Raw genomic sequence first — 24,572 nt, forward strand, 5'->3', positions numbered from 1 at the left:
CTGGAGTGGACGGCGGCGGCAAAAATTTGTCTGCTCCGGCTCCGTGTTAACAATTGATTTTCCAGCCCTATTTTTCCGATGACAGCCCCCCTAACTCTCAACTTACTCCAAGGTTCTGTTCGTTTTCCCTTTAGTACCGAAGCGGCGATCGCCCTCCAGGGGGAAATTAACCAATTGGTCAACCAATTAAAGGCCATTGGTGCCCAGGTGAACCAGGGAGGACGACCAGAAAAGCAACAGAATTTGGAATATTGCCACAGCGGAGAAGTATTTTTAGAAGTATTTTGCAACCCCAATATTTATCCCAGTCCCTTTGCCGCTAAAGTGTTGCTGACGCTACGGGACGACCGGATTCGTTTAACCACCGAGGCGGAATTGCCCAGACTCATTGAGGATTTGGCAGAATATCTAGCCCAGCATGGTTAGACCAGGCCAAGGCTTGCTGACATCTCCCTAATACTGATGGCGAGCAATACGGTGTCAAGTTTCCCCTTCAACTAGCAAACCTATTGGGCAAGCTTTCGCTAAAGTAAATTTTGCAAACAGCGCTCCACCAATGTTTTCCCTCCCTCAAAATTTTCTGCAACCACCACCCCTCCAACCAGGCGATCGCCTCACGGTAGTGTCCCCGAGCGGTAGTCTGCGGGAATTGGCGGCATTACAAAAAGGGATAGAAATTTGGCGATCGTGGGGCTACGAGGTGACTTTCAGCCAAGGCTACGAAAACCGCCAAGGTTATTTAGCGGGCACGGATCAACAACGCCGGCAAGATTTACTGAACGCCTGGTTAGACCCCCAATGTAAAGGAATTTTATGCAGTCGGGGGGGCTACGGCTCCGCCCGGTTACTGGAAGATTGGCAATGGCCGGAAATTGGCCAGCCAAAATGGGTGTTGGGTTTTTCCGACGTCACAGGTATTTTATGGAGTTTGCTCAAATCAGGCATTATTAGTCTCCACGGCCCGGTGTTGACCACGATCAGCGATGAGCCGGATTGGGCCCTGGAACGATTGCGGGTGCATCTTCAGGGTTTTCCCCTCACGCCGTTGACCGGGAACAGTTGGCAAAAAGGCAAGGCTCGAGGGCGTTTAGTGGCGGGTAACTTGACCGTAGCCACCCATTTTTTAGGCACTCCCTGGCAACCCAATTTGGCTAACGTAATTTTGGCGATCGAAGATGTAACCGAGGCCCCTTATCGCATTGACCGCATGGTGACCCAATGGCGAGCCTCCGGCAATTTATCCCAGGTAGCTGGCATTGCCCTGGGGCGGTTTAGTGAATGTGAAGCCCCCGCCGGTTTCCCCAGTTGGACAGTGGAAGAAGTACTTGGCGATCGCCTGGGGGATTTGGGCATACCAGTGGTGGCGGATTTACCCTTTGGCCATGGCGGCGTCAACGCTATTTTGCCCGTGGGTAGCGAAGTGGAATTGGATGGGGATGCTGGCACCCTCAGTTTTTTATAATCCTCTCCGCCCTAAAGGACGGGGCTTCAGACCCAATTTCCTTGATGAATTTCACCCTGATTTCATTTTGCTTTGCCACACTAGGATCAAGGCAAAAAGCAGGAGTTAACCATCATCATGGGTAATCAATTCTGGATATATGGGTTAGCAGGACTACTCCTCAGTGGTTCGGCGGCTGGGGTAACAGCGGTTTATCGTAATCAATCCTCACCGCAGATGATGGCCCAACACGGAATGCACATGCAATGGACAGACCAGAGTTTTATCGAAATGATGATTCCTCACCATCAGGATGCCATAGATATGGCAGAGATGGCTCTACAAAAAGCGGAACATCCCGAACTCAAAGAGTTAGCGCAGAACATTATCCGAGACCAGGAAAGAGAAATTAAAGAAATGAAAACCTGGTATCAGCAATGGTTTGGTAAACCAGTTCTACCTTTGTCGAGCCAGGGAATGATGGGAATGCACCAAGGTCACGGCATGATGGCGATGGATTTAGATGCTTTGGCCACCGCCAAAAACTTTGACAGGGAATTTATTCGTCAGATGATTCCCCACCACCAAATGGCAGTGATGATGGCTAGCAATTTAAAAACCAATACAAGTCGTCCGGAGATGGATAAATTGATGGATGACATTATCCGCTCCCAAAGTGCGGAAATTAAGCAAATGAAGCAGTGGTATAAAGCTTGGTATGGCGGCTAGGGGACGATGAGGATTTTATTGGTGGAAGATGAACCAGACCTGGGAATGGCTGTAGAAAAAGCTCTCCGACGGGAAAATTACATTGTCGATTGGGTACAAGAGGGAATCCTGGCCTGGGATTATTTGGATCAAGGTTCGGTCAACTATACCCTGGCAATTTTCGATTGGATGGTACCGGGTTTATCGGGGTTGGAACTGTGTCAACGTCTTCGGTGCCGGGGAAGTTCTTTGCCAATTTTGATGCTGACGGCCAAAGACCAGATTGAAGACAGGGTTAGGGGTCTGGACGCAGGGGCGGATGATTATTTAATTAAACCTTTTGGGATGGCTGAACTATTAGCTCGTTTACGCTCCTTGCAAAGGAGATCGCCGGAATTGCAACCCCAGCAGTTACGGGTGGGGGAATGGGAATTAGATTATGGGACTTTTGCACTGGTAACCCCAGAGCAAGCAAGAATTGCCCTCACAGCCAAGGAGTTCCAGCTTTTGGAATACTTCATGAAACATCCCCAGCAAATTCTTAGTAGTGAACAAATCAAAAATCAACTGTGGGCGCTGTCGGCGGAATCCACCAGCAATGTGGTGGCGGCCCAGGTGCGCCTACTAAGGCGAAAATTAGGGGAATACGGCCATAGCCATCTCATTGAAACCATGTACGGTCTAGGGTATCGTTTCCAGCCCCATTCACCCCATGCAGACAAATAAACTGTTCAACCTATCCCGTTGGCGTTTGGCCAGTTATTACGCTGGGGTGATGGGAGTTATTTTGGGCTTTTGTGGTTTAGCCGTTTATGAAATGACCTCCCAAGATCATTGGCGATCGCTGGATCAAGAGCTTACTTCCCTAGCTGGAACCCTCCATGATGGGCTAGAACCACTTCTCCATAGACCGGGACAACTAGAGCCATCGGTTAAACAAGTTTTACCCAATCTTTGCCTAGGGACTCAAGTTTGTGTCATTCCGCCACGACATAACCACATTCTCAATGCCACCCAACAGCCAGGGTATTATGTACGATTTTTGAATTTGAACGGCCAGTTATTGGCAACGGCCGGGGAAAATCCCCCCGGTTTGTCCTTCGAGAGGGAAACCACCCGGCAGCGTCCATTAACGGATCAACAAGGCGATCGCTATCATCAGGTGTCCTTGCAACTCAAAACGGCGACGGGAAAACCCTGGGGTTATCTGAAAGTGGGTCGTTCCTTAGAAGAATACGATCACCATTTACAGACTATTCAGGCTTTTTTAGTATTTGGTTTGCCCGTTGTCATGATAGGGGTGGGGGGAGCGAGTTGGTTGTTAGCGGGTTTGGCCATGGAGCCAGTTTATCTTTCCTATCAACAAATCCAGCAGTTTACCGCCGATATTGCCCATGAGTTACGCACACCTATTACAGCCATTCAAGCTACTTTAGAAACAACTTTAAGTACGGAGCCTAACTCGGAGGAAGTCCACAGTACTCTCCAAATACTGAAACGTCAAAATTACCGTCTCACCCATTTAATTCAGGATTTATTGCTCCTCTCTCGCATGGATTTACAGGACGCTAATTGGAGTCGATTTCAACCCTGTTGTCTTAATGATTTAGTGGGTGATTTAGTGGAAGAGTTTGCTGGTTCTGGTATTACTGCTGGTGTGCAACTATCTGCTGAAATACGGGTTGAGCAACCCGTTTGGGTCAAGGGGGAAGAAGACCAACTTTATCGTTTGGTGGGTAATTTAATCAGTAATGCTATTCACTACACCCCAACGGGTGGCGAGGTAACCGTCATGCTTGAGACCGATAAACAGCAAGCCATCATCAAAGTCCAAGATACGGGTATTGGCATTGCTTCGGAGGATCAAAGCCGGATTTTTGACCGTTTTTATCGGGTGGATACGGCCCGGTCTCGACAACGGGGAGGGGCAGGATTAGGCCTTGCCATTGCCCAGGCGATCGCCGTTAAGCATCAGGGGATTTTGACTGTAGAAAGTGAATTGGAAAAGGGTAGTCTTTTCACTATCCATTTGCCCCTTGTTTCTGCACCGATAGTTCGGTCGTAACTCCATTTCATCTTGGTTTCATATTCCTATGAAAGACTGAAAGGGTTGCGCTGTCGGAATTCTATGCAAAACCGAATCATTGCCCGGAGTTGGGCCTTCTCCCTGTTGTTGGGGTTACTGGTGCTGTCTCCCAAGGCGACCTTGGCCCACGCTGGCCATGGGGATGAATTTCACCAAAGTGAATCGGCTCAATCTGCCCAGGGTGTAGCCCTTGATGGGGATACTATTCGTCGCTTGGAGATTAAAGTAGAGCCTTTGCAACCTCGTTACTTAGATACGGGCATCAGGACAACGGGACAGATTGAAACCCTGCCGCAACAACGGGTTGAGGTCACAACGCCTGTAGGAGGGAAACTGCTCAAACTGTTAGTTAATCCAGGGGACAGCGTTAAGGCCGGTCAACCAGTCGCCACCATGACCAGTGCCGAATTAGCTGAACTACGCACCACGGCCCAAGACCGCCGGAGCTTGGCGATCGCCGCCGTGGAACAAGCCCAGGCAGATTTAAACTTGGCCCAGGAAAATTATCGCCAACAACAACGGGTAGCCCAGAGTGAAATTGAAGAAGCCCGTACTGCTAAGCAATTTGCCGAGGAGCGTTACAAACGAGATCAGGAACTCGAAGCCAATGGAGCTTTACCCCGTCGTCAGCTTTTGGAATCGGAAGTTGCCTTAGCCACAGCCAATGCTGATTTAGTTAGAAGCCAAAGCCGTTTACCAGTCAGTGAAGCCCAAGCTCAAGTTAAGAGAGCCCAAGCGGCATTAAAGGTTGCCCAAAAGCAAGTGCAATTAAGTGAAGAAAATTATCAGACCCGTTTGCAACAACTGGGAACTAATGCCCGTCCCGATGGCACCGTTGTGATTACAGCCCCCATTGGTGGGATCGTTGTTGACCCCGTCACTACCCCAGAACATGAAATCAAGGTAGGAGAATCCCGACAGGATGCAGGGGAACCAATTTTTACCATTATCAACAGTCAACAAGTTCAAGTTTCAGCCAATATCTACGAGAAGGATCTAAACAAAATTCGCCGGGGTCAAGGAATTCGGGGTTGGGTGAGTAGTTCAACCGACAAAACTTTTAGGGGCAGGATTAATCAAATTGGCTCCGTGGTGGAAGGGGAAAATCGAATCGTTTCCGTGAAAGCAACTCTGGATAACCCCGATGGTCAACTCAAACCCGGTCTTTTTGTGGAATTAGAAGTCCTAACTGACCGTACTTCGACTCCCGTGCTAGCCGTCCCCTCCTCGGCGATCGTCAAAACCAATGATCAGCAAAATCTGGTGTTTGTGCAAAATGGCAATGTTTTTGAACCCATTACCGTTGCTCTGGGGCAGGTTTCCGGGGATTGGGTGGAAATCACCGACGGTTTGTTTGCCGGGGATTTAGTGGTTACCCAGCGGGCTAATCAGCTCTATGCCCAATCTTTGCGGGCCAAGCCGGCGGAAAAAACAGAAGATACTGAAGAATCTACAGAAATAACCGCATTTACTTTTGCTCTGCCTGGAGTAACGTCATGGCTTTTACCTTTGGGGGGAACAGTTATGGCCGCTGGATTATTTTGGGCCGGTAGCCTGTGGGGAAAACGACAACAAGCAAACTCTTGGCCAGGCAACACTTTAACAGCAAGTCGGGAGGAATCATCCCTGGAAGTTGAAAAAGTCCTGATTGAAACCCCATCCCATCAGGATTTCCCCTAAATAATCTGAATTGCTCAAGCCATCTATTTACCCTTGCTATTTACCTAGAAAATGCTTAATGCCATCCTCAAATGGTCGATCGCCCAACGTTGGCTAGTGGTTATTGGAGCCATGCTGGTGGCTATTTTAGGAACCTACAACCTCACCCAGATGCCGTTGGATGTGTTTCCCCCCTTTGCCCCTCCCCAAGTTGAAATCCAAACGGAAGCCCCAGGTTTAGCGCCGGAGGAAGTGGAAACTCTAATTACCCTGCCCATTGAAAGTGCGGTGAATGGCACCCCAGGGGTAGAAATGGTACGTTCATCCTCCGCCGTGGGCATTTCCGTTGTTAAGGCTATTTTTGCGAATAACACAGACATTTACCGAGCCAGACAATTAGTGACTGAACGTCTACAATCTGCCCGAAGTAAACTACCTACCGGGGCGGAGGAACCGCAAATTTCCCCTGTATCTTCCCCTATTAGTACAATTTTAATGTATGCCTTGACGGTGGATGGGTCGGCGGAGAGTCCCGAAGCTAATTTGATGGAAGTGCGGCGGCGGGTGGATCGGGAAATTACCAATCAAATCTTGGCCGTACCAGGGGTTTCCCAGGTGGTTGCCTATGGGGGGGATGTTAAGCAATATCAAGTTTTGGTCGATCCGGCCCGCCTCAAGGCGTTTAATATTTCCCTCCAACAGGTAACGGAGGCGGTGGAAGAAGCCAATGTGAATGCGGCGGGGGGTTTTTTATTGACCTCGGACCAAGAAGACGTGATTCGAGGGTTGGGGCGCATCGAAAACCTATCCCAATTGGCAGATTCTGTGGTGACAGCTAGGGATGGGACACCGATTTTACTCCGGGATGTGGCGGAAGTGGTTATTGGCCCCGCCTTGATAAGGGGAGATGGCAGTGTGGATGGCCAACGGGCTGTTGTGCTGGTGATTGATAAGCAACCCCAGGCCGATACCCCGACGGTGAGTAAGGCGGTGGAAAAAGCTATGGCAGAGGTCAAAGCGGCCCTGCCCACCGGGGTTAATCTCCAGGTTACGTTTCGGCAAGAAAGCTTTATTGATGCGGCGATCGCCAATGTGCGGGATTCTTTGCGGGATGGCATTATCATCGTCGCTGTGGTGATGGTGATGTTTCTGATGAATTGGCGGACTGCGATTATCACCCTCAGTGCCATTCCCCTTTCCATTCTCATTGGCATGATGATTTTAGGCTGGTTTGGCCAGGGTATTAACGCCATGACCCTCGGAGGCCTAGCGGTGGCGATCGGCTCCGTTGTCGATGACTCCATTGTGGATATGGAAAATTGCTACCGGGGTCTCCGCAAAAATCAAGCTTTTGGTAATCCCAAGCATCCGTTTCAGGTGGTTTACGATACCTCTGTCGAAGTTCGTACCAGTGTAATTTTTTCCACGGTAATTATTGCCGTTGTTTTTGCCCCAATTTTTAGTCTAACGGGGGTTGAAGGGCGTATTTTTGCCCCCATGGGTATAGCTTATCTATTGTCTATTTTTGCCTCTACTTTAGTGGCCATGACCCTTTCCCCAGCCCTTTGCGCTCTTTTACTTGCCCCTTGCCGTTTGCCCAGTGATGAAACTTGGTTAGCTCGCATTTGCCAGAGGATTTATCAGCCCCTATTAAAGTTCAGTACCCACCATCCCCGCTGGATTATTGGGGCGGCGATCGCCTTTTTTATCTTTTCCCTGAGCTTAGTACCCAGTATGGGAAGGGTCTTTTTACCGGAATTTCAAGAACGCTCCTTGGTGAATGCCATGCTCCTTTATCCCGGCAGTTCCCTCGAAGCCACTAATCGGGTAGGTTTCGCCCTTCAGGATGCTCTCAAGGATGATCCACGCTTTAGCACTGTACAATTGCGCTCCGGTCGTGCACCGGGGGATGCTGATGCCGGTGGCGTGAATTTAGGACATTTGGATGTAGAACTTAGTGATGCGGGTATAGCCGACCGAGAAGCCAGCATTGAAACCCTAAGGGCAGAATTTAATCGCATCCCTGGGGTTGCTCCCAATATTGGCGGTTTTATTTCCCACCGCATGGATGAAGTACTTTCCGGAGTGAGGAGTGCGATCGCCGTTAAAATCTTTGGCCCCGACCTGGAACAACTCCGCACCATCGGAAAATCGGTGGAAACAGCCATGGCGGAGATTCCCGGTCTGGTTGACTTACAGCTAGAACCCCAAGTCCCTGTGCGTCAGGTGCAAATTCAGTTTGATCGCCTAGCCGCAGGACGATATGGATTAACCGTTGGACAACTTTCCCGTCTGGTCGAAACCGCATTGAATGGCCGGGTTGCCTCTCAGGTTTTACAAGACCAACAATTATTTGATCTCTTGGTCTGGCTGAAGGCAGATGCCCGCAACAATTTAGAAACCATTGGCAATTTGCTGGTGGATACCCCCACCGGCACGAAGATTCCCCTGGCCCAAGTGGCTCAAATTAGTTATGGCACCGGCCCCAACACCATCAATCGAGAAAATGTTTCCCGCTTAATTGTTGCTTCTGCCAACGTTAAGGGTCGAGATCTCCGTTCCGTTGTTAACGACATCCAAACCCAAGTTAGGTCAAAAGTCACCCTCCCCACTGGTTATTTCATCCAGTATGGAGGCCAGTTTGAATCGGAGGAACGGGCCAGTCAAAATCTTTTAATCTTTGGCTTTTTATCTATCGTTATCATCACCATTGTGATGTACTTTGCCGTTAAATCCCTGGCCGCAACCTTAATGATTATGGTCAATCTTCCCTTGGCTTTGGCTGGAGGGATTTTGGCGATCGCCGTGACGGGGGGAGTTATTTCCGTTGCTTCCCTGGTGGGTTTTATTACCCTATTTGGAGTTGCTGTCCGCAACGGCCTATTGCTGGTGGATAACTACAATCAAAAAATTGCCCTGGCGTTACCCCTTTCCCAAATAATTACTGAAGGTTCCCAGGAACGATTGGTGGCAATTTTGATGACTGCCCTCACCTCTGCTCTAGGTATGCTTCCCCTGGCGATTGGAACCGGAGCCTGTAAGGAAATACTCCAGCCTCTGGCGATCGTTATTTTAGGGGGGCTCTTTACCTCCACTGCTTTAACCCTCCTGGTATTACCAGCCCTGTATGCGCAATTTGGAAAATTCTTACGCCCAACTAGTCCCAACGGTGTGAGCCGAGAATCCCCCCGCCTTAAAAGCTTGACCAAAATTTAAATTATTAGACATTGAATTATTTATCAAAAAACTGGGTCTAAAACCCCGTCCTTTAGGACAGCTTTTTGTTAAACTAACGGAGCCCATGCACCCGAGTGTGCCAAGAGAGGCAAGGTTGGCTATTCCCGCCATCTAGAATGCATGACCAAAAGGAAATACCTGGGCACAGGGGCGTCATAGTCTAGGAATGGGAAAACTACACTAAATATTTGTTCGGTCTGCGGTGGGGCACATCGTGGACGTTAAAACAAATGCCTGTGGAGGGGAATCTGGACGGGGCTTTTGAACAGAGATGTTTTTAAGCTAGACAAACCCGATGAAGCAGGAATCCTCTGGCTTTAGGCAGAGGAGGATGTCAACAAAGATATGGCAAAGGGAAACTCCATCTTAACTAACCATCAGAACAGAGCGCTACAGAATCCCCCTAGTTTACGGAAAGGATGATGTCAACACCCCTGTCCTCTGAAATTTTCATCGCCTTCGGGCTAGCATTGATGCCCAAGACTGGTGCCGGTAATGGCTTTTTAGTGATTATGGGCGATTATGGCCGGGAGGAAAATTCATAAAACTTATTAAAATTATTTGTTAATGAATTTATAGCTTGACCACAAAAGGTTAATGACTTACTGGTATAAATAATTGATTCTTCTTGAAAAATGTTTGAATAAAAACCCCACAGGGCAACGGTTATAGCCTCTGCTCTCTACCCTAAGACGTAGACCATTTTATTCTTAATAAACAATTAAGAATTGTGTCAACTCAGCCAAAAAATGTGTCTGAATAGTTTGTTTTAGGTAAAATCCATTACAGACGGAAGGATTTTTCTGGGCAAATATCTAATAAACGTCACTGCTGTGCTTTCATTGGTCAAAACTGCCGCCGCCCAAACCCGGTGGCCAAGGAGGGACAACAGTAAACATTCTCGACATGGAGTTTCCTTGTCTATGAACATCAATCCTCTCCTGCGGGCCTATGAGCACGGTGTACGCCGCTTCCCTCGGGAAAATTTACAAAATGCTGACCTATCTGGATACACTCTGATTTCTGTTGATTTTGAGCGCACTAACCTGATCGGGAGTAATTTACAGCGTACTTTTTTGACTAAGGCCCGCCTTGGCCACTGCCAAATGAACTGGGCAGATTTGACCTACGCTAAACTCAACCAAGCAGATTTAAGCTATGCCGATCTGACCAAGGCCAGTCTTTACGGGGCCTTTGCTGTCAAAACTAATTTTAAGGGGGCTAAGCTGAGTGGGGCGACCCTAGGCCATGCCAATCTCCGGGGAGCTAACCTGGAACAGGCCAACCTTGCCGGGGCGAATTTGTTCGCGATCAATTTACGGGAATCCAATCTCCAGGGAGCAGATCTTTCCTGGGCCAATCTCCAGGAGGCTTGTCTGAGCTTGGCCAATTTACGCGATGCGAGGTTGTGGGCCACGGATCTGCGCCGGGCTTTTATGAAGGAAATGGATCTGAGTAATCTCAGTCTCCAGGGTTTAGCCATGGACGGAGCCAAATTAACCGGCAGTTGCCTAAGGGGAACAAACCTTAGTCAGTCCAGTCTACGGAGCGCTAACCTGCGAGGCGCAGATCTGACCGGGGCCAATCTTACTGGAACAGATCTCACCGGGGCTGACCTCATGGGAGCCGACCTAACTCAGGCAATTTGGGACGATGCTGTGGTGCAGGGTGTTAATTGGGAAGAGGCGATCGCCGACCGGGGAATGTTTCGGGAAGGATTGTTAGGACTAGGGAACCACCACAGTCAAAATGGCCACCAGGGATTAAATATCAGTTGCTTTGGGGGTCTCCAGACCGCCTATGTCATTTAGTTGAAATCCGCCACCGCAATAATTAACTGACGGAGTTGCATCCGGGGAAAATATTCCCCCTAGAAGATCAGTGCTTCCAATAGGGCAGCACAGCCAAAGGATGCGAGGGCGACCTTGATTAAACGCAGGCCTTGCTGGTTCAGCCAATCCCGTTGACGACGCAAAAACATGTAAATATTCATCGCCCCCATCAAAAAAAACAACAGGGAAAGCCAGTTGGTTTCTTTTGTCGCTGTGTCTGCGGAGGACATCGCCCAGGTCTGTGAGGATTGCATGTTTGATTTCTCCAAGTAAACCAACTTTGACAACTACACCTTAACAAAAGCCCAGGGAATTGTAAACCTTTGTTAAGTATTGTTGACTGGGGTGGAATTTTCTGCACTTCCTAGAAGGGGAGTCCCCAGGCTTGCCATTGTTGCCGGAGCCAACCAGAGGCCCGCAATTGCAGTAGGATTTGGTTGACTTCCCGTTGTAGGGCCTGGTGTTGCAAGCCTTTGGCCATGGCGATCGCCAATGGATTAATGGTTAGTTGCAATGGTGAATGGTAGTAGTCTGGTTGGGATTGGGCCCAGCCGCTCAGTACGGAATTGTCCCCAGCAAAAGCCAGGGCTTGTCCTTGTTCCAACAGTTGGTAGGCTTGGTCGTAGGAATCTACCCCCATTAGGTTCACCTGGGGGAAAGCCTGTTTGAGCACGGCTATGGTGCCGCTATTATTAAGCACCGCAATGGTGTGAGCCTGGTTGCGGTCTAGGTTTTTCAGAGAGCCGTTTTTACTAATTAAACCAACTCCGTCCATATAGTAGGGTGGAGAAAAGTCCACCAGGCGATCGCGGGCCGGATTTTGTCCCATTTGAGCAATGATTAAATCCACGTCACCATTAAGCAACAGGGCGAGCCGGTCTTGATTTTGCACCGGAATTAACTCCACTGCTTTTTCGTTCCCCAACAATGCCAGAGCCAAGCGATGGGCCAAAGCAATTTCCAAACCAGCTAATTCACCTTGGTCGTTGCGAAAACCCAAGGGTCTTAGATTATCCTTAACTCCCACCCTTAATTTGCCCCGGTGCCGAATGGCTTCTAAACTGGCCTCCCGGCTAGCCATGGCTATGCTATCCATCCCGATGGCCATGGTTTGGGCGGTGACGCTGACAGTTAAAACTGGAATTGAAAATAGCAAACAACTAGCTACAATGAAGCCACGCATGGAAAGGGTTAAGGGGTGAAGAAATGGCAGAAAAATTATGATTAAAGTAGGAAAATCAATTCCCCTAATTAGCACTCAGGGAAGGTAACCAATTGACCAGGGGCGGAAAAATAATAATTAGTAGCAACACTAAAATTTGTAGAGCAATGAATGGCAGAGCCCCTCGGTAAATTTGCCCGGTGGTTAAACTGGGGGGAGCTACCCCTCGTAAATAAAATAAGGCAAAACCAAAGGGCGGAGTGAGAAAAGAGGTTTGTAGGTTAGCCCCCACAATTACCCCATACCAGATTAAATCTAGATTTAGGGCTTCCGCCACCGGTTTAAACAGGGGCAGAACAATAAAGGCAATTTCAAAAAAGTCAATGAAAAATCCCAGGATAAAAATGGTCAACATACTTACGGCTAGAAAGCCCATTTGACCGCCGGGTAAATTGGCTAAAATATCAAACATAAACCGATCGCCTTCTAGCCCCCGGAACACCAAACTAAAGGCGGTGGAGCCCAACAAAATTAACATCACCATGCTAGTAATGCGTAGGGTCGCGTCACACACCTGCCAGAGGGATTGCCAAGTTAACTTTTGATTAGCCAAGGCCAAGGCGATCGCCCCGATGGATCCCACGGCCCCCGCTTCGGTCGGACTAGCAATGCCAAAGAAAATACTGCCCAACACCAATAGAATCAAAATTAGGGGAGGCAGCATCACCTGTACTATGCGTCTGCGTAATTCCTGACCCCCAATGTTCCTAACTTCGGCCGGCAAGGCGGGGGCTAGATTTGGTTTAAGCCAAGCGATGATGAGGACATAGATGGCAAAACTGCCGGCCATCATCAACCCAGGCAGGAGAGATCCAATGAATAGATCCCCCACGGAAACTCCCAATTGATCTGCTAAAACGATCAAAACTACGCTAGGAGGAATAATTTGTCCAAGGGTGCCTGAAGCAACAATTACCCCAGAAGCTAGTTCCTTGCTGTAGCCATAGCGCAACATAATAGGCAGGGAAATTAACCCCATGGCCACCACGGTGGCCGCCACAACCCCAGTGGTCGCCGCTAGCATAGTGCCCACCAGAATCACTGCTAAGGCAAGGCCTCCCCGCAAATGCCCCAGGATAATGCCCATGGTTTCTAGTAGTTGTTCGGCAATGCCAGACCGCTCCAACATGGATCCCAAAAAGATAAAAAAGGGAATCGCTAGGAGGGTGCCATTGGCCATAATGCCAAAAATCCTTTGGGGCATGGCGGACAAAAATATGGGGTCAAAGGAACCCAAAGCTGCACCGATAATGGCAAATAAAATCGCCACTCCCCCCAGGGAAAAGGCAACGGGATAGCCCCAGCCCAGGAAGACCAATGCCCCCACAAACATCATTGGTCCTAACCAGTCGTAGTCAACCATTAATCCCTAACCTCCGTATCAGCATGGCCAAGGGCGATCGCCAGATTTTTAATTACTTCCGCAATGCCTTGGAGGATCAGTAGGACAAAACCGACAATAATCATTGTTTTAATGGGATAACGGGGTAATCCCCCTGGATCCGGGGAAGTTTCCCAAATTTGCCAGGAATTGAGCACCGATTCCCAGGAATAAAAAATCACCAGTCCACAAAACGGAAATAAAAATAGACAGGTACCCAATAAATTCACCCAGGCCCGCTGGCGATCGCCAAGGGATTTGTAGAAAATATCCACTCGCACATGGTCATTGGTTTGTAGTGTGTAGGCCGCACCTAAGAGAAAAACTAGGTCAAATAAATACCATTGGGCTTCCAGCAAACCATTGGAGGCTAAATTCTGGCCCACTAAGCGACCGAGGTAGCGCCCCACCACATTCCAACCACCTATTAGTACCATCGCTAATACCAGCCAAGCAGTGAATTTGCCGATCCAAGCGGTGAATTGATCGATGGCGTGGGCAATTCTTAAAAGTATGCGGAGCAATTATTTACCTCTCCGTCTAGACAGTAATGTTTATGGACTAGTAAGGGCAATTCATCCCTAACCCCAAGACTGAAAAAGAAGTGAGGAAGTTTCTTTGCCTAATCCTAGGATAGTGAGAATCTCAACCGTAATTTTTTCGTGTCAAATTTCACAACTCGTACAGCAACTTAAACCAATGGACAAAAGCCTGGGCATTAACATGGGTCAGGTCTAACAATGGTTTATCAGGTTCGATTGCAGTTAGAATTTGTGAGTCTGGTTTGTTTTGCCATGTTAGCCATGTCCGTAGATTTATTTTATCTAGATCCACTTCTCTAAAAGGCGCATTGTACGACCGTGCAGTTTTTACTGACGTTTGAGCATGTTGCCAAAGTTGGGGAAATTCATCAGAAATTAGTCGAGATAAAAATGTTTCAAGCATTCCGGGATTAAGATTATCAGGCATCACCCAAGCACCAAATTTAATATCATTTAGAATTACTTCATTAGCTTTCACATTAAATACTAATCCCTTCCCAGATAGTTGATTTTGTTGAATTTCAGGAATAAATTCAACAAAGATAGAACAAATTTCCTTCCACCTTTTCTGCGGATTATTATCTTCTCCAATGGGAGGCAAATCATCGGCGTCAAGAATAATACCAAAATGAGTAATCTTACTATGTGAACGAAAAAAACTACTGATCTTGGCGTTGTTGGCTAGATTATTAAATCCGTTTTTGTCATGAATATAAACGGGATAGGGGTGTGTGTCTGGCCAATTTATGCCATTCGCATGGGCAAGGAACGGAAGTAGTTGCAGTTCAGTTTTACCTTCAACCCATAGGTGTTTCGAATAAGAGACAGATTCATTAGACATTAAGCACCCCTCACTTCATAATTCTCTTCAAGGGCTGCAATCATTTCCTCCCTAGAGTAAGTAATACTATAATTCCGTTCTTTTTCAATGCGATGAATAGCGATCTCATCACTGTTTTTATCTAAAGTACCAGCGAGTTCTGCTAGACTCTTCCAGCAATCATTACTGTGGGTGGTGGCAAAAACCTGAACATTAAGATCATTAGCCGTTTGCCAAATCATTTTCCACATATCATCCATCGCCGTATAGTGGAGTCCAGTATCAATTTCATCAACTAATAAAATACCGTCTTTGACGTTGACAATTGATAAGGCTAAACCCAACATCCGCCGAATACCATCACCCATACTACCAATTGGAACAGGACGATTACAGTCATACAATTTTACCCGAAAACTAGCATTTCCTTTGCGATTAGTTGGAGCAACTCTTTCAATACTTGAGTCTATCGACTGTAAAGCTTGATATACCAAATATTCTTTTTCAGTTAATTCGACATTTTCAAAAAGATCTATCATGTCAGAGATGACAAGAGACTGAGGAGGTACTAGTCTAGTTATTTTGCCAGAATTGACGCCTTTTTTTGAATATTTTTTAATAAATTTTATATCCTGACCGTACAAAAGAAACGAAGGATTCTTATCGACTTTTTCGTTAATTCTTATTTCGGGAACCACTTCATAATACATTTGGCCCAACTCTGACTTATAGCCAAGCTTCACTAATGCTCTTAGCCCACACTTTTCTAGTTCATTTCTATTATTAGAATGCTCTTGTATGCTAGTCAGTTCGAAAAATGAATCATCCTCAGGATCTCTACCAAAGAAAAAATTACTAAACTCAACTGCATCAGAATCTTTGAAATCATAATCATATTCATGGCGGACTACTGCTATTTCAGCAAAATCCGAGAGATGTCCCCCAGAATAGAGGAGTTTAATTGATTCTAAAATCGAGCTTTTTCCACTATTGTTTTTTCCCACTAATAAATTAACTCGCCCTAAATTAGATAACTCAAAATGGGGAAAGCAGCGAAAATTTTCAATAACTAGTGACTTCAACATAATTGTTCGACTTTTAATACTTTTATCTTCTTCTACCACATGGATCCACCCAATTTTACCAATAAAAAATCCTCGCTATCAGTTTAACGAGGATGTTGAAAATTTAAATATTCAATTTCAATTTAGAGCTTGACTTCAATATCAACCCCAGCGGGGAGATCCAACTTCATGAGAGCGTCAATGGTTTTGGAAGAAGGCTGATAAATGTCGATGATACGGCGATGGGTGCGGGTTTCGAAATGCTCCCGGGAGTCTTTATCCACGTGGGGAGAGCGCAACACACAATAAACCTTCCGTTTGGTAGGCAAAGGAATGGGCCCCACAGCAGCGGCATTAGTGCGATTAGCGGTATCAACAATCTTGTCGCAGGATGTATCGAGGAGGCGACGGTCAAAGGCTTTGAGGCGGATACGGATCTTTTGTTGTTGCAATGTTGCCATGGAAATTTAACTCAGAATTAGCGGACTGTTTAATTGTCAAGGTTCAGAAAGTTGAGTAGTCAGCGGGGCTGGCCCAGTCAGAAAAAACTTACCGTAACCAACCCAACACCAACTACATCATTAATGTTGTTCTAAGGACTACTTCAAAATCTTAGAAACAACACCGGCACCGATGGTACGACCACCTTCACGGATAGCAAAACGCATCCCTTGTTCAATGGCGATGGGATTGATCAGCTCAACGGTCATTTTAATACGATCGCCAGGCATAACCATTTCCACAGCACTACCATCATCAGCGGTGTAGCTCTTGATGGTACCCGTTACGTCCGTTGTCCGCACATAGAACTGGGGGCGGTAGTTGGCAAAGAAAGGAGTATGGCGACCGCCTTCTTCTTTCTTGAGCACATAGACTTCCCCTTCAAATTCGGTGTGGGGAGTGATGGAACCGGGCTTGGCCAAAACCATACCCCGTTCGATATCTTCTTTTTGAATACCCCGAAGAAGCAGACCAACGTTGTCCCCAGCCATCCCTTCTTCAAGGGTTTTCTGGAACATTTCCACACCGGTAACGGTGGCTTTACGAGTATCTTTAATGCCGACGATGGAAATTTCTTCGCCAACTTTAACTTTACCCCGTTCAATCCGACCGGTGGCAACGGTACCACGACCAGTGATGGAGAATACGTCTTCTACAGCCATCAAGAAGGGTTTATCCACTTCCCGCTCAGGGGTGTCGATGTAATCATCCACAGCTTTCATCAGCTCAAGGATTGCATCTTTGTATTCTTTTTCGCCTTCGATCGCCTTAAGGGCAGAACCAGCCACGATGGGAATGTCATCGCCGGGGAAATCGTAGTCACTGAGCAACTCACGAACTTCCAATTCCACCAGTTCTAACAGTTCTTCGTCGTCCACCATGTCTTTCTTGTTCAAAAAGACCACCAGTTTGGGAACTCCCACCTGCTTAGCCAAGAGAATGTGCTCCCGGGTTTGGGGCATGGGACCATCAGCGGCGGAAACCACCAGAATCGCACCGTCCATCTGGGCGGCACCGGTGATCATGTTTTTCACATAGTCAGCGTGACCAGGACAGTCCACGTGGGCATAGTGACGGCTATCGGTTTCATACTCAACGTGGGCGGTATTGATGGTAATACCCCGGGCTTTTTCCTCAGGAGCCGCATCAATATCTTCATATTTCCGGGCTTTGGCACCACCCAATTCCGCCAAGGTCATGGTGATCGCCGCCGTTAGGGTGGTTTTACCGTGGTCAACGTGACCAATGGTGCCAATGTTTACGTGGTCTTTCGTCCGTTCAAATTTTGCGCGTGCCATGAATAAATAATTCCTTTGATTGTTTCTACACAGATTGCAGTCCTAGGAGAACCGCCGGGTTAGGCATACCCTCTGCTTTTGGCGACGATCGCCTCGGCAACATTACGGGGTACTTCTGCATAATGGCTAAATTCCATCGAAAAAATACCCCGGCCTTGGGTTTTTGACCGGATATCGGTCGCATAACCAAACATTTCCGCTAATGGGACACTAGCGGCCACTTTGGCTATGCCCTGCTCCGTTTCCTGGCCCTCAATGTGGCCCCGACGGGCATTGAGGTCACCGATCACGTTGCCCATGAAGTCATCAGGAACTTCAATCTCGACTTTCATGACCGGCTCCAGGAGCACAGGGTCAGCCTGGTTAACAGCCTCCCGGATTGCCATGGAACCAGCAATCTTGAAGGCCATCTCCGATGAGTCCACATCATGGAAAGACCCATCCACCAAGGTGGCTTTGAGGTCAATGACCGGGTAGCCCGCCAACACCCCCGAAGCACAGGCTTCCTTCATCCCCTGTTCCGACGGGGCAATGTATTCCTTCGGAATGATGCCACCGACGATCTTAGAGACAAATTCAAAGCCCGCCCCCGGCTCGGTGGGCTCCACCTCAATGACCACATGGCCATATTGGCCTTTGCCCCCACTCTGGCGAATGAATTTACCTTCAGCCTGCACCGCCTTACGAATGGTTTCCCGATAAGCTACCTGGGGAGCCCCCACATTGGCCTCCACCTTAAATTCCCGCAGCATTCGGTCCACCAGAATTTCTAAATGCAATTCTCCCATGCCGGCGATCACCGTTTGATTGGTTTCGGGATCGACGCTGACCCGGAAGGTAGGATCCTCTTCAGATAGGGACTGCAAAGCCTTGGAAAGCTTGTCCATATCCTGTTTGGTTTTTGGTTCCACTGCCACGGAAATGACCGGCTGGGGAATAAACAGGGACTCTAAAATAATTGGTTCTTGGTCATCACAAAGGGTGTCTCCGGTGAGAGTATCCTTGAGCCCCAGCACTGCCCCCAGATCGCCGGCGTTAAGCTGATCTACCTCGATGCGCTCATCGGCTTTGAGTATGATTAGGCGGGAAATGCGCTCTTTCTTCTCTTTGGTGGAATTGAGCACGTAACTGCCCTTGGACAACACACCGGAATAAACCCGCACAAAGGTAAGCCGACCAAACTGATCTGCCATTACCTTAAAAGCCAAGGCCGACAGGGGAGCTTCATCGTCCGCTGGTCTAGCAGCCACTTCCCCATCGGGTAAATGTCCCTCGATCGCCGGTACTTCCAGGGGGGAGGGGAGATAATCCACCACGGCATCGAGTAAAAGCTGGACCCCTTTATTTTTAAACGCGGAGCCGCAGAGCACTGGTACCATGGTGCCGGCAATGGTGCCCCGCCGTAGACCAGCCACCAATTCATCGGCGGTCAACTCTTCCCCTTCTAAATACTTTTCCATCAGGGCATCATCTGCTTCTGCCACCGATTCCACCAAGCGCAAGCGATATTCTTCTGCTTTATCTTGCACTGCAGCAGGGATGGGAACTTCTTGGATGTCCGTGCCCAAATCGTTTTTGTACAAATAGGCCTTCATCCGCACCAAATCTACGATGCCTTCAAACTCCGCTTCACTACCAATGGGAATTTGAATGGGCACTGCATTAGCCCGCAGGCGATCGCTAATTTGTTGACAGACCCGGAAAAAATTAGCCCCGGTGCGGTCCATTTTATTGATAAAGGCAATGCGGGGCACATGGTACCGTTCCGCCTGACGCCATACCGTTTCCGATTGGGGTTGCACTCCCCCCACGGAACAAAATACAGCAATTACTCCGTCCAGTACTCGCATGGAGCGTTCCACCTCAATGGTGAAATCCACGTGCCCTGGAGTGTCGATGATATTAATGTGGTGCCCCAACCAATCGGTACTAATAGCTGCGGCTGTGATGGTGATGCCCCTTTCCCTTTCCTGGGCCATCCAGTCCGTCACCGCCGTACCTTCATGAACCTCACCGATTTTGTGGACCACGCCAGAGTAGAACAGAATCCGTTCCGTCGTGGTGGTCTTACCCGCATCAATGTGGGCGGCGATACCAATATTACGTATTCGTTCTAGAGGCACTGTGCGAGCCATGAAGTTTACTCCTAACCGGGGGTTCGACCACAAACAAGCTCTCTCTTCCCCAAGGGGAAATGGGAGGCCATTAACAATTCTATACGTTTTCCCCGACCTTTCTAGACTTGCAACTAAATCTAGGGGGAAATTTTACTGGAAACTAGCCTAGGGAGGTGTGGGGGCAACTCAACCCCAAACCTGTGGTGATGATGTTTTGCCTAGTAGCGGTAATGGGCAAAGGCTTTGTTGGCCTCGGCCATGCGGTGGGTTTCTTCCCGCTTTTTGATGGCGGCGCCGGTTTCATTGGCGGCATCCATAATTTCGTTAGCCAATTTACTTTCCATGGTGCGGCCACCCCGAGCACGGGAAAAATGCACTAACCAGCGCAAGGCCAGAGCAGTCCCCCGGGCGGGGCGAACTTCCATGGGCACTTGGTAGGTGGCACCCCCAACCCGACGGGCTTTAACTTCCACCAGGGGAGTCAGGTTTTTGATCGCCTTTTCAAACACTTCCAAGGGATCTTCGCCGGTTTTTTCACCAACGGAGGTCAAGGCATTGTAAACAATGCTAGAAGCCAAGGATTTTTTACCGGAGCGCATTACCCGACGAATGGTCATGCTCAGCAGAGTGCTGTTGTAAACAGGATCCGGGGGGACAGGGCGCTTTTTGACGTTGCCGCGACGAGACATAACTTTTTACTCTTTTTGCTCTAGATAATCATTAAAGGTTGTGGTCACTGCCAAACTTCTCAGGCTAGGCCGCCGGAAGTATAGGGAGAGTTGTAAAACTGGCTACACCTTCACCAGACAAGGGAAGTTAGCCTAATGGAAAGTTGAGAAAGTTATTTCTTCGCTTTTTCCCGTTTGGTGCCGTATTTAGAGCGACCCTGTTTCCGGTCTTTAACTCCGGTGGCATCCAGCGTCCCCCGCACAATATGGTAGCGAACCCCAGGCAGGTCTTTCACACGACCGCCCCGGATCAGGACGACGGAGTGCTCCTGCAGGTTATGGCCAATGCCGGGGATGTAGGCAGTCACCTCAAACCCAGAGGTAAGACGTACCCTGGCCACTTTCCGCAGGGCGGAGTTGGGCTTTTTGGGGGTGGTGGTGTAAACCCTGGTGCAGACTCCCCGGCGTTGGGGACATTGCTTGAGGGCAGGGGATTTAGTTTTCTTCTGTACCTTCGAGCGTTCGCTACGAATTAGCTGCTGGATAGTTGGCATGTGTTAAATATAGTGGGAATTAGGATCGTTCTCCTAATAAATAAGAAAATCATCGACAAATTTTCATCATACCGTTGCCCATTTAGCACTGTCAACCTAAGTTGGGGCTGTGTTGATGAAAGCAGTGGGCAGATATTGTAAGTCCGTGGGGTGGTCTATGTCCGGTAGGGCAGGCAGATTGTAAGGGCGATCGCCGTTTTGGACAATTTTGGCTAGGGTCTGTTGATAAACTCTCTCGGTGCCCCAATCGATTTGCTCAAAATAGTCAGGGTTGAACCTAGTCAAGCCAATTAGATAATAACCGCCATCCAGGGCCGGTCCCAACACCACCGAGCAATTATCCAAGGCGGTGAACGCAGTTTGGAGCAATTCTGGAGTCACACCGGGACAATCAATGCCGATGATCACCACTTTTTGACTGCCTTGGCCAAGGGCCCACTGACAGGACTTTTGCAGGCGATCGCCTAAATTCCCGGAGCTTTGGGATTGGTAAGTTAAATCATTCCCTAACCATTGCTTCATCTGGTGCTCAGGGCCGCCGGTGTAAAAAATGGTCACCTGGGATTTGATTAAGGTTTGCTGGCGGAAAATATTAGCGATGTGGACAGTGTGTTCCGTCAGTTGTTGCTGTAACTGAGCTGCGCCCCCAGGGCCGAGGGCGGGAATGAGGCGAGTTTTAGTTTTTCCCGGTTCTGGCCAACGGGTAAAGATGAGTAAATGTTGTTCAGCCATGGAAAGTTTGGGGGGCGCAGATAAATAACTCTAGTCAACTCCTGCCATTCTGTTAATCTTGAAAACGGCTAATTGGTCATATTTTTCCAACGGTTGTAGAGGTTAGACTCCATGAAGGTGGCAGTTATTGGTAGCGGTGGACGGGAACATACTTTGGCTTGGTCGTTGGTGCGATCGCCGGAAGTGAGCCATTGCTATTGCTTACCTGGAAATGGTGGCACGGCCGGGTTACCCAAAACCGTCAATGTGGCGATCGCCGTGGATCAACTGGGGGAAATCTGCGAATTTTGCCAAACGGAAAAAATTGACCTAGTAGTAGTGGGGCCGGAATTGCCCCTCACCCTGGGGTTAACGGATCAACTGCAAGCGTTGGGCATAAAAGTTTTTGGCCCCACCAAAGCTGGGGCGGAACTGGAAGCGAGCAAATCCTGGACGAAACAGTTATTGGTCGAAGCGGGAGTTCCCACCGCCTTTGGGGAAACTTTTACCAACCCAGAACCAGCCCAGGCCTATGCCACCAAGATGGGAGCCCCCATAGTGGTGAAAGCTGATGGTTTGGCGGCAGGTAAAGGGGTGATTGTGGCCCAAACTTTGGCCGAAGCAACCACGGCGATCGCCGAATTATTTGATCAGGGCTTTGCCAAAATTGTGGTGGAGGAATTTTTGCCGGGAGAAGAAGTTTCCGTGTTGGCTCTCTGTGACGGCAAAACCGTAATTCCTCTGCTGCCAGCCCAGGACCACAAACGCATTGGGGAAGGGGATCAAGGGCTCAATACCGGTGGCATGGGGGCCTACTGTCCTGCTCCCATTGCGCCCCCAGCGGTCATAGACCAGGTGCAAAAGCAAATTTTACAACCCACCGCTAACGCCTTGGCTAAACGGGGCATTGATTATCGGGGAGTGCTGTACGCCGGCTTAATGGTAAGCTCCACCGGGGAGATTAAGGTGTTGGAATATAACTGTCGTTTTGGTGATCCTGAAACCCAAGCGGTGTTGCCCCTCCTCGCCACTCCCTTGGAAAAAGTTTTAATGGCCTGTGTGGACCAAACCCTAGGCCAGTTGGAGCCGCTGCAATGGCATGCTGGTAGTGCGGTTTGTGTGGTGGTGGCCGCTGGGGGTTATCCCGGTAGTTACCGCAAAGGCGATGAAATTGGTGGTTTGGCTGAGGCTAAGGCCCAAGATGTGACCGTATTCCACGCTGGCACAGAATTAAAGGAGGGCAAAGTTCTCACCAATGGCGGTAGGGTGTTGGGGGTCACGGCCCTCGGAGAAGATTTATCCACGGCGATCGCCACTGTTTACCGGGGAGTAGAACAAATTACTTTTGATGGCATGTATTACCGACGGGACATTGGCCACAAAGCTCTTTGATCTGGAGTAGGGGAAAGGAATTCTTTCGAGAGAATAGGTCGGTGCAAAACAAATTTTCCCCGGGAGGTCAGATAGGAAAAAATAAATTGCCTTGGCAATGGCAAAAGTAACCCAACGGCATCCTAAAGAGATCAACTGGGAATGTTAATATACGTTGCAGTTTGGCTTGAACTGCCGTCCTCAATTTGCCCTTCCCCGACTTCCTATGTTTCAACGTCTTGTGCACCCATTGGCTTTAACTCTCTGTGGCCTGGCCTTGGCCTCTAGTTTAACTCCGTCAGCCCAGGGGCAGGGAGTCATGGAGGTGGAGGAGGTGATTATTGAAGGCAGTGGCCCAGAGAATTCCAGGGAGTTTCGCCCCCTCAACCAAGAAGGCAGTGTGTTAAGCATTGCCGCCGGCCGCCGCTTGATGAATGAAGCCAACGATGCCATTAATCTTAATCAGTACACCGTGGCCCTGGGTAAACTCCAGGAAGCCCGCAAGATTTTCAACCAATTGTCTAATTTCCATCTACAACTGGCTAATAGTTTTTCCGGCATTAACACAGTCATTTTTGAGGAACAAAGAATTGCCGCCCTGGAAACGGGTCAATTGCGGGACGAAGCTACCTATCGTTTAGCGTTGGTACATCGGGCGAACAACGAAGCGGCTTTGGCGGTGCCCCTGTTACTACAAATTATCCGTTCCCAGAACCCCACTACGGATTTAGGCAGAAAATCATACCAGCAACTCTATGAGTTGGGTTTTGTGGCTTCCCCGTTTGAAGGCCCCACTCCCACCGGCTCCAATGCGGCCCCCACTGCTCCAGTGGTTAATTAACCCTAGCTTTGGAACGATGAAATCCTGGCTTGGATTAAGTTTGGGCAGAATATTTTTCCTCGATCGCCGTGACCAGTTGAATACAGGGCATTTCTTCCGGTTTGACCTCGGCGGTGAACCAAGCAGTCAAAATTTCCTTGGCGATCGCCGGGGAAGTGGCCCGTAAACTCATTACTAAAACATTGGCATCGTTCCACCAACGGGCTCCCCTCGCAGTTTCTGCATCCCGGACTAGGGCCGCCCTGATACCTGGCACCTTATTAGCAGCAATGGAGGCCCCTGTCCCCGTCCAACAAAATAATATGCCTTCCTCTACGGTTTGATCAGCCACTACTTCCGCTAATTGTTGGGCAACCAACGGCCAAGGCATAATCTCCCCGGCCAAGGGGCCAAAGAGCATCAACTGATGGCCTAAATCCCCTAGATGCTCTATGACAACATCGGTGAGGTGACACTTTTCATCGCTGGCAACGGCAATTTTCATCTTTGGTTACGAAGTGATGATGACGGTTAAATTTA

General features: G+C 48.7%; 24 protein-coding genes. 11 read left to right on the plus strand and 13 right to left on the minus strand.

Translation table 11 applies throughout. The features are described from left to right. The first annotated feature begins 78 nt into the window (after nt 1-78). The 9 genes from IQ217_RS00360 to IQ217_RS00395 all read left to right on the plus strand — a co-directional run bounded on the left by IQ217_RS00360 (nt 79) and on the right by IQ217_RS00395 (nt 10,942). Complete coding sequence (locus tag IQ217_RS00360) at nt 79-426, plus strand: hypothetical protein (protein ID WP_194018506.1); 348 nt, start codon at nt 79-81, stop codon at nt 424-426. A 130-nt stretch (nt 427-556) separates the two neighbouring features. Next, nucleotides 557-1,462 carry a S66 peptidase family protein gene (locus IQ217_RS00365; RefSeq protein ID WP_194018507.1) on the plus strand — a complete coding sequence of 302 codons (906 nt, stop codon included), beginning with the start codon at nt 557-559 and terminating at the stop codon, nt 1,460-1,462. A gap of 117 nt (nt 1,463-1,579) precedes the next feature. Next, the gene (locus IQ217_RS00370; protein ID WP_194018508.1) at nt 1,580-2,170 is read left to right on the plus strand and encodes a DUF305 domain-containing protein; all 591 of its coding nucleotides are present in this window, start codon (nt 1,580-1,582) and stop codon (nt 2,168-2,170) included. 6 nt (nt 2,171-2,176) lie between these two features. Then, a complete protein-coding gene (gene rppA / locus IQ217_RS00375) occupies nt 2,177-2,875 on the plus strand; it encodes a two-component system response regulator RppA (RefSeq protein ID WP_194018509.1) in 699 nt (232 codons plus the stop codon). Further along, on the plus strand, nt 2,862-4,214 hold the full coding sequence (gene rppB / locus IQ217_RS00380) for a two-component system sensor histidine kinase RppB (RefSeq protein WP_194018510.1): 1,353 nt from the start codon (nt 2,862-2,864) through the stop codon (nt 4,212-4,214). The genes rppA and rppB overlap by 14 nt, the downstream gene beginning before the upstream one ends. 63 nt (nt 4,215-4,277) lie before the next feature. Next, nucleotides 4,278-5,915 carry an efflux RND transporter periplasmic adaptor subunit gene (locus IQ217_RS00385; protein ID WP_194018511.1) on the plus strand — a complete coding sequence of 546 codons (1,638 nt, stop codon included), beginning with the start codon at nt 4,278-4,280 and terminating at the stop codon, nt 5,913-5,915. Nucleotides 5,916-5,966: 51 nt separating this feature from the next. Further along, on the plus strand, nt 5,967-9,110 hold the full coding sequence (locus tag IQ217_RS00390) for an efflux RND transporter permease subunit (RefSeq protein ID WP_194018512.1): 3,144 nt from the start codon (nt 5,967-5,969) through the stop codon (nt 9,108-9,110). Between the two features lie 443 nt (nt 9,111-9,553). Then, the gene (locus IQ217_RS19145; RefSeq protein ID WP_255512792.1) at nt 9,554-9,676 is read left to right on the plus strand and encodes a hypothetical protein; all 123 of its coding nucleotides are present in this window, start codon (nt 9,554-9,556) and stop codon (nt 9,674-9,676) included. A 378-nt stretch (nt 9,677-10,054) separates the two neighbouring features. Continuing rightward, nucleotides 10,055-10,942 (plus strand): pentapeptide repeat-containing protein, encoded by an 888-nt coding sequence (locus IQ217_RS00395; RefSeq protein WP_476718261.1) that lies wholly within the window; start codon nt 10,055-10,057, stop codon nt 10,940-10,942. A gap of 59 nt (nt 10,943-11,001) precedes the next feature. Here IQ217_RS00395 and IQ217_RS00400 read toward each other — a convergent pair whose 3' ends face one another. The 12 genes from IQ217_RS00400 to IQ217_RS00455 all read right to left on the minus strand — a co-directional run bounded on the left by IQ217_RS00400 (nt 11,002) and on the right by IQ217_RS00455 (nt 21,862). Next, nucleotides 11,002-11,217 (minus strand): hypothetical protein, encoded by a 216-nt coding sequence (locus tag IQ217_RS00400; RefSeq protein ID WP_190596002.1) that lies wholly within the window; start codon nt 11,215-11,217, stop codon nt 11,002-11,004. Between the two features lie 110 nt (nt 11,218-11,327). Then, nucleotides 11,328-12,146: a transporter substrate-binding domain-containing protein gene (locus IQ217_RS00405; protein WP_194018514.1), complete on the minus strand. Its 819-nt coding sequence runs from the start codon at nt 12,144-12,146 to the stop codon at nt 11,328-11,330. Between the two features lie 64 nt (nt 12,147-12,210). Further along, nucleotides 12,211-13,548, minus strand: a complete 1,338-nt coding sequence (locus tag IQ217_RS00410; RefSeq protein ID WP_190595998.1) for a TRAP transporter large permease — start codon at nt 13,546-13,548, stop codon at nt 12,211-12,213. Next, on the minus strand, nt 13,548-14,090 hold the full coding sequence (locus IQ217_RS00415) for a TRAP transporter small permease subunit (protein WP_190595996.1): 543 nt from the start codon (nt 14,088-14,090) through the stop codon (nt 13,548-13,550). The genes IQ217_RS00410 and IQ217_RS00415 overlap by 1 nt, the downstream gene beginning before the upstream one ends. 148 nt (nt 14,091-14,238) lie before the next feature. Next, entirely contained in the window at nt 14,239-14,949 is a 711-nt protein-coding gene (locus tag IQ217_RS00420) for a DUF3226 domain-containing protein (protein ID WP_194018515.1), read from the minus strand. After that, entirely contained in the window at nt 14,949-16,052 is a 1,104-nt protein-coding gene (locus IQ217_RS00425) for an AAA family ATPase (protein WP_194018516.1), read from the minus strand. The genes IQ217_RS00420 and IQ217_RS00425 overlap by 1 nt, the downstream gene beginning before the upstream one ends. A gap of 83 nt (nt 16,053-16,135) precedes the next feature. After that, nucleotides 16,136-16,453, minus strand: coding sequence for a 30S ribosomal protein S10 (gene rpsJ, locus IQ217_RS00430; RefSeq protein WP_190595990.1), 318 nt, complete (start codon nt 16,451-16,453; stop codon nt 16,136-16,138). 138 nt (nt 16,454-16,591) lie between these two features. Then, on the minus strand, nt 16,592-17,791 hold the full coding sequence (tuf, locus tag IQ217_RS00435; protein WP_010872941.1) for an elongation factor Tu: 1,200 nt from the start codon (nt 17,789-17,791) through the stop codon (nt 16,592-16,594). A gap of 59 nt (nt 17,792-17,850) precedes the next feature. Beyond that, complete coding sequence (gene fusA, locus IQ217_RS00440; protein WP_194018517.1) at nt 17,851-19,926, minus strand: elongation factor G; 2,076 nt, start codon at nt 19,924-19,926, stop codon at nt 17,851-17,853. Between the two features lie 200 nt (nt 19,927-20,126). Next, nucleotides 20,127-20,597 carry a 30S ribosomal protein S7 gene (gene rpsG / locus IQ217_RS00445; protein ID WP_190595987.1) on the minus strand — a complete coding sequence of 157 codons (471 nt, stop codon included), beginning with the start codon at nt 20,595-20,597 and terminating at the stop codon, nt 20,127-20,129. A gap of 152 nt (nt 20,598-20,749) precedes the next feature. Then, nucleotides 20,750-21,130, minus strand: coding sequence for a 30S ribosomal protein S12 (rpsL, locus tag IQ217_RS00450; RefSeq protein WP_010872944.1), 381 nt, complete (start codon nt 21,128-21,130; stop codon nt 20,750-20,752). A gap of 96 nt (nt 21,131-21,226) precedes the next feature. Continuing rightward, a complete protein-coding gene (locus tag IQ217_RS00455; protein WP_194018518.1) occupies nt 21,227-21,862 on the minus strand; it encodes a TIGR04282 family arsenosugar biosynthesis glycosyltransferase in 636 nt (211 codons plus the stop codon). A gap of 111 nt (nt 21,863-21,973) precedes the next feature. Here IQ217_RS00455 and purD point away from each other — a divergent pair, with 111 nt between their 5' ends. Both purD and IQ217_RS00465 read left to right on the plus strand, forming a co-directional pair. Then, nucleotides 21,974-23,233 (plus strand): phosphoribosylamine--glycine ligase, encoded by a 1,260-nt coding sequence (gene purD, locus IQ217_RS00460; protein WP_194018519.1) that lies wholly within the window; start codon nt 21,974-21,976, stop codon nt 23,231-23,233. Between the two features lie 205 nt (nt 23,234-23,438). Beyond that, nucleotides 23,439-24,053, plus strand: a complete 615-nt coding sequence (locus tag IQ217_RS00465; protein WP_190595981.1) for a hypothetical protein — start codon at nt 23,439-23,441, stop codon at nt 24,051-24,053. 34 nt (nt 24,054-24,087) lie between these two features. On the opposite strand, the gene IQ217_RS00470 is transcribed toward IQ217_RS00465, so the two are convergent. Beyond that, a complete protein-coding gene (locus IQ217_RS00470; protein WP_194018520.1) occupies nt 24,088-24,537 on the minus strand; it encodes an RpiB/LacA/LacB family sugar-phosphate isomerase in 450 nt (149 codons plus the stop codon). Between the last annotated feature and the right edge of the window lie 35 nt (nt 24,538-24,572).

It is taken from the genome of Synechocystis salina LEGE 00031 (genome assembly GCF_015207985.1).
Taxonomy (GTDB): Bacteria; Cyanobacteriota; Cyanobacteriia; order Cyanobacteriales; family Microcystaceae; genus Synechocystis; species Synechocystis salina.

Bases quoted from the DNA above. Each gene is read 5' to 3' on its own strand.
- IQ217_RS00385 (WP_194018511.1), top strand. From the start codon at position 4,278: ATGCAAAACCGAATCATTGCCCGGAGTTGGGCCTTCTCCCTGTTGTTG.
- IQ217_RS00365 (WP_194018507.1), top strand. From the start codon at position 557: ATGTTTTCCCTCCCTCAAAATTTTCTGCAACCACCACCCCTCCAACCA.
- IQ217_RS00465 (WP_190595981.1), top strand. From the start codon at position 23,439: ATGTTTCAACGTCTTGTGCACCCATTGGCTTTAACTCTCTGTGGCCTG.
- IQ217_RS00370 (WP_194018508.1), top strand. From the start codon at position 1,580: ATGGGTAATCAATTCTGGATATATGGGTTAGCAGGACTACTCCTCAGT.
- IQ217_RS00410 (WP_190595998.1), bottom strand. From the start codon at position 13,548: ATGGTTGACTACGACTGGTTAGGACCAATGATGTTTGTGGGGGCATTG.
- IQ217_RS00420 (WP_194018515.1), bottom strand. From the start codon at position 14,949: ATGTCTAATGAATCTGTCTCTTATTCGAAACACCTATGGGTTGAAGGT.
- IQ217_RS00360 (WP_194018506.1), top strand. From the start codon at position 79: ATGACAGCCCCCCTAACTCTCAACTTACTCCAAGGTTCTGTTCGTTTT.
- IQ217_RS00470 (WP_194018520.1), bottom strand. From the start codon at position 24,537: ATGAAAATTGCCGTTGCCAGCGATGAAAAGTGTCACCTCACCGATGTT.
- purD (WP_194018519.1), top strand. From the start codon at position 21,974: ATGAAGGTGGCAGTTATTGGTAGCGGTGGACGGGAACATACTTTGGCT.
- rpsG (WP_190595987.1), bottom strand. From the start codon at position 20,597: ATGTCTCGTCGCGGCAACGTCAAAAAGCGCCCTGTCCCCCCGGATCCT.
- IQ217_RS00455 (WP_194018518.1), bottom strand. From the start codon at position 21,862: ATGGCTGAACAACATTTACTCATCTTTACCCGTTGGCCAGAACCGGGA.
- IQ217_RS00400 (WP_190596002.1), bottom strand. From the start codon at position 11,217: ATGCAATCCTCACAGACCTGGGCGATGTCCTCCGCAGACACAGCGACA.
- IQ217_RS00395 (WP_476718261.1), top strand. From the start codon at position 10,055: ATGAACATCAATCCTCTCCTGCGGGCCTATGAGCACGGTGTACGCCGC.
- fusA (WP_194018517.1), bottom strand. From the start codon at position 19,926: ATGGCTCGCACAGTGCCTCTAGAACGAATACGTAATATTGGTATCGCC.
- rpsL (WP_010872944.1), bottom strand. From the start codon at position 21,130: ATGCCAACTATCCAGCAGCTAATTCGTAGCGAACGCTCGAAGGTACAG.
- rppB (WP_194018510.1), top strand. From the start codon at position 2,862: ATGCAGACAAATAAACTGTTCAACCTATCCCGTTGGCGTTTGGCCAGT.
- IQ217_RS00405 (WP_194018514.1), bottom strand. From the start codon at position 12,146: ATGCGTGGCTTCATTGTAGCTAGTTGTTTGCTATTTTCAATTCCAGTT.
- rpsJ (WP_190595990.1), bottom strand. From the start codon at position 16,453: ATGGCAACATTGCAACAACAAAAGATCCGTATCCGCCTCAAAGCCTTT.
- rppA (WP_194018509.1), top strand. From the start codon at position 2,177: ATGAGGATTTTATTGGTGGAAGATGAACCAGACCTGGGAATGGCTGTA.
- IQ217_RS19145 (WP_255512792.1), top strand. From the start codon at position 9,554: ATGTCAACACCCCTGTCCTCTGAAATTTTCATCGCCTTCGGGCTAGCA.
- tuf (WP_010872941.1), bottom strand. From the start codon at position 17,791: ATGGCACGCGCAAAATTTGAACGGACGAAAGACCACGTAAACATTGGC.
- IQ217_RS00390 (WP_194018512.1), top strand. From the start codon at position 5,967: ATGCTTAATGCCATCCTCAAATGGTCGATCGCCCAACGTTGGCTAGTG.